Source organism: Chloroflexota bacterium (genome assembly GCA_035652535.1).
Classification (GTDB): Bacteria; Chloroflexota; UBA6077; order UBA6077; family SHYK01; genus DASRDP01.
The window spans coordinates 1-3,749 of the sequence record DASRDP010000071.1; the positions used below are offsets into that span (position 1 = coordinate 1).

2 protein-coding genes are annotated in these 3,749 nt (G+C 65.4%); both read left to right on the top strand.

Translation table 11 applies throughout. The features are described from left to right. Positions 1–205 precede the first annotated feature (205 nt). Positions 206–1,036 (top strand): VOC family protein, encoded by an 831-nt coding sequence (locus VFC51_07815; protein ID HZT06923.1) that lies wholly within the window; start codon positions 206–208, stop codon positions 1,034–1,036. 157 nt (positions 1,037–1,193) lie between these two features. Further along, positions 1,194–2,981, top strand: coding sequence for a thiamine pyrophosphate-requiring protein (locus VFC51_07820; GenBank protein HZT06924.1), 1,788 nt, complete (start codon positions 1,194–1,196; stop codon positions 2,979–2,981). Positions 2,982–3,749: the final 768 nt, after the last annotated feature.

The window sequence follows — 3,749 nt, forward strand, 5'->3', positions numbered from 1 at the left end:
CGGCGGATCAAAGGGCCACCATTCCCGATAGCGCTCCATCCCCGCCCCCGATGCGAACTGCGCCGATTCATACAGCGCCGCGACGTACCGTGCATAGCGCTCCCGCCCGGGGTGTATAGGATCTGTCGGTCCCCGCACATCCGGCCGTTGACACGAAGGACGCGCGGTGATACGCTCGGCCACAACCTGAAGCGGAGGAACATTCGTGGAAGCGAAGCTGACGCACATCGCGATCTCCGCGGTGAATCCGCGTCTCATGAAGACCTTCTACAGCGGCGTATTTGGGCTGCACCCTGTCTCGGAGCGGAGCCCGGATGGGTTCCTGACGGACGGGTACATCAACTTTGCCTTTAACTATCGGAAGCCGGGATACCAGGCGGGGCTCGATCACTTCGGGTTCGAGGTCGACGACGTCGACGAGGTGCTTCGCCGGATCCAGGAGCTGTACCCGTCTGTCGGCGTGACCACGCGCCCCGCGCATCGTGGATACGTCGGCCGAGCGGGCCACGATCCCGAGGGGCACGTCTTCGATCTGTCCTACGCGGAGATGGGCGAGCGACGCCGCACAGTGATCCACGACAAGGACGGACACGACCGGACGACCCGGCACATTCACCACCTCGCCATGCGCGCATTGGACCCGGACCGCATCGCCAAGTTCTACACCGACGTATTCGAGCTCCGTTATCTCAAGCAGCCCGGCGCCGACCGCGTGCACCACCTGACCGACGGCGTCATCACCTTCGCCATCATGCCGTGGCGGATCCAGGACTACGCGGAGGCGGGAATCGTCGAGCGACCCGCGCTCGACCACGTCGGGTTCGAAGTCGAGAGCATCGAGGCATACAAGCACGACCTCGACGTGCTCGTCGCAGAATATCCTGAGGCGGCGCCGTGGGCGGACAAGCGCGACGAGCAGCGCCTCCGGGACGAGCGTGCCGCGCGCAATCGGCTGCTTGCCACCTGCGAGTATTGCGAAACGCACCTGTGGGACCCGGAGTGTGTATTCTTCGACGTTCGCGAACGCGAGCGGTAGCAGGGCACCGAGGGAGCCGCGGTCCGACCGCGGCGACAAGAACGACTCCTGAAGGCAAGGCCTCGAAGGCGCCGCCCATTCAGTCCGCCAGCGGAGCGTCACGCCGAAGCGCGTGACGTCTCTTCCCGCCCACCCACCACGAGGAGGCTGTAGAAGGATGGTTGAGCTGCGGAGCGCAGCGGTCACGAACCCGCGCTGGAGCCAGCACCCTGCCGACGAATGGTCGGACGCCATCGTCGCGTCGATGAAGCTCGGAGGCGTCGATCACCTCTTCTTCGTCTCCGGCACCGAGATCGTCTTTTACCAGGAAGCAATCGCCAAAGCCCGGCAGCGGGGCTGGCCCGCGCCTGACCTCATCACCGTCCCGCACGAACACGTGGCATTGAACGCGGCGCTCGGGGCGGCGGCAGCATCCGGCAAGCCGTCGGCCCTCGCCGTTCACGTCGACGTGGGCACGTTGAACACCGGCGCGGCCATCCATACCGCCTGGAAGGGCGGGTATCCGGTCCTGATCACGGCGGGCAACGCGCCGCGCGCCTATCCGCGGACGATGCCTGGCGCCCGCGACAACAGCGTCCAGTGGGTGCAGGAGCCCCGCGACCAGGGGGAGATCCTGCGCCAGTACACGAAGCTGGACCACCGCATGGAATACCAGGACAACCCGGGGCTCATGGTGAGCCGATTGCTTCAGGTCGCCATGAGCGAGCCGAAGGGCCCGGTGTACCTTTCCGTTCCCCTGGAGATTGCGAAGCAGCCTTTCCCGGATGCGACGACCTCCTTCCCCACGCGTGATCAGATGGGGGTCGCGCGGCCGATCTGGCCGGACCCCTCCGACGCGCGGCGGGTGGCGCAGTGGCTGATCGAAGCGGCCAACCCGGTCATCGTGACCGGCCATTCGGGCCGAAACCCTGATTCGGTGCCCGAGTTGGTGCGGCTTGCCGAGCTGCTGGCTGTCCCCGTCATGGACAGCAGCAGGACCAACCGAATGAACTTCCCCTTCAACCATCCGCTGTTCGGGACCGGGCCGCGCCCACATGAAGCGGACGTCATCCTCGTCTTCGAGGCGCTCGTCCCCTTCACACCGCCACGCGAGTGGCCCCGACCAGACGCGAAGATCGCATGGGTGGACGTCGATCCTGTCCAGTCCCGGTACAAGACCATGGAATTCGACGCGAACCTGTGGATCCCATCGACGACTCGCGGGGCCGCGAGCGCGATCTTTGAGGCAGCAGCGGCGCGCTTGTCGAAGAGCGACCTCCATCGCATCGAAGAGCGCCGCGCGCGGCTCGTGGAGCGCAAGCAGGAGCTGGCGCATCAGGCGGAGGAGCGCGGGAAGCGGGCCGGTCAGCGGCGGCCGATCAACCCGCTGTGGGTCGGCTATCAGCTCGGCGAAGTCCTGGACAAAGACGCCATTCTGGTCAACGATGGGAGCCTGCGCGTGTACCCTGGACGCGACGAGCCCGGCACGTACATCAAGAGCGGCGGCAGCGCCGGCGGGTTTGGCTCCGGCGCCGCATTCGGCGCCAAGATCGCCCGTCCCGAGCGCGATGTGGTCTTGGCGACCGGTGACGGGTACTTCATGTTCGGCTCCCCGCTCGTCTCGCTCTGGTGCGCCGCGCACCACAAGGCGCCGTTTCTCTCCGTCGTCATGGTGAACCGCTCGTACAGCACCGGGACGCAGACCCTGGCGAGGCAATACCCCAACGGTGTTGCCGTCACGACGGGCGATTACACTGGTGGCCTCTTCGATCCGCCACCGGATTTTGCGAAGCTTGCGGAGGCCGCCAACGGTTACGGCGAAACGGTGCGCGAACCCGAGGACGTCGGGCCGGCGCTGCGCCGCGCCCTGAAGCACGTTCGGGATGGCACACCGGCCGTCGTCGCGGTGATGCTGCCGACAATCCCGGAAGAGATGGCAGCGGGCGGCGAGCTGCGCGGCGAGTGACGAACAACCCCGACGCACGAGCCCGAAGCACGGTCGTGCCGAATCTCAGACTTTCCCGCCACATGTAGCTGGGTCTCCTGTCGTGCGACCTCATGCTGCTCGCAGGCTGCGGACCGGTGCCCGCACCGACGGTTGATCCTCCAACCACGAGCAGTGGGGCGTCTTCTGGGCTCTCCGCAAGTCCTAGGGGAAGCATCCGTATCGCCTACCCCAAGGAGCCGACGACCCTCAATCCCAAGCTAACGACCGGCTCGGGCATTGGCGAGTGGATGTGGATCTTCACCTCCTACCTCACCTAGTACCACTTCACCGGTGTCGCGCACCCGATGCTGGCAGAGCGGCTGCCGACACAGGAAAACGGCGATTGGGTCATCAACCCCGATGGGACGATGGTCGCCACCTATCACCTTCGCAGCGTGACTGGAATGCCATTTGTCGTTCCGTACGCTCGTCAGTAAGTCCGGGAATACCGGGCGAACTTTCCGGGGGTCAACCTAAACGGGCGCACGTTTTCCGTCGACGACTTCCAGTTCGTCTCATCGCAGATTCCGACACTCCAGTCGGGCTACGCAGAGGTCATTCGCGGAGGTATCAGTGACCCGGAAGTGGAGCGACTGTTCAATATCGCGCGCAGATCCCTGATGTTGGCGATCATCAAAAGTGCAGAGAGCTGATCGCGAATAGTGCAGAGCCCCGGGCAGGTCAGCGAATGATAGCAGCGCCTCCTTCCTCCGGCGGCGGGTCCTGGTAGGCCCGCATCCGGTAGCT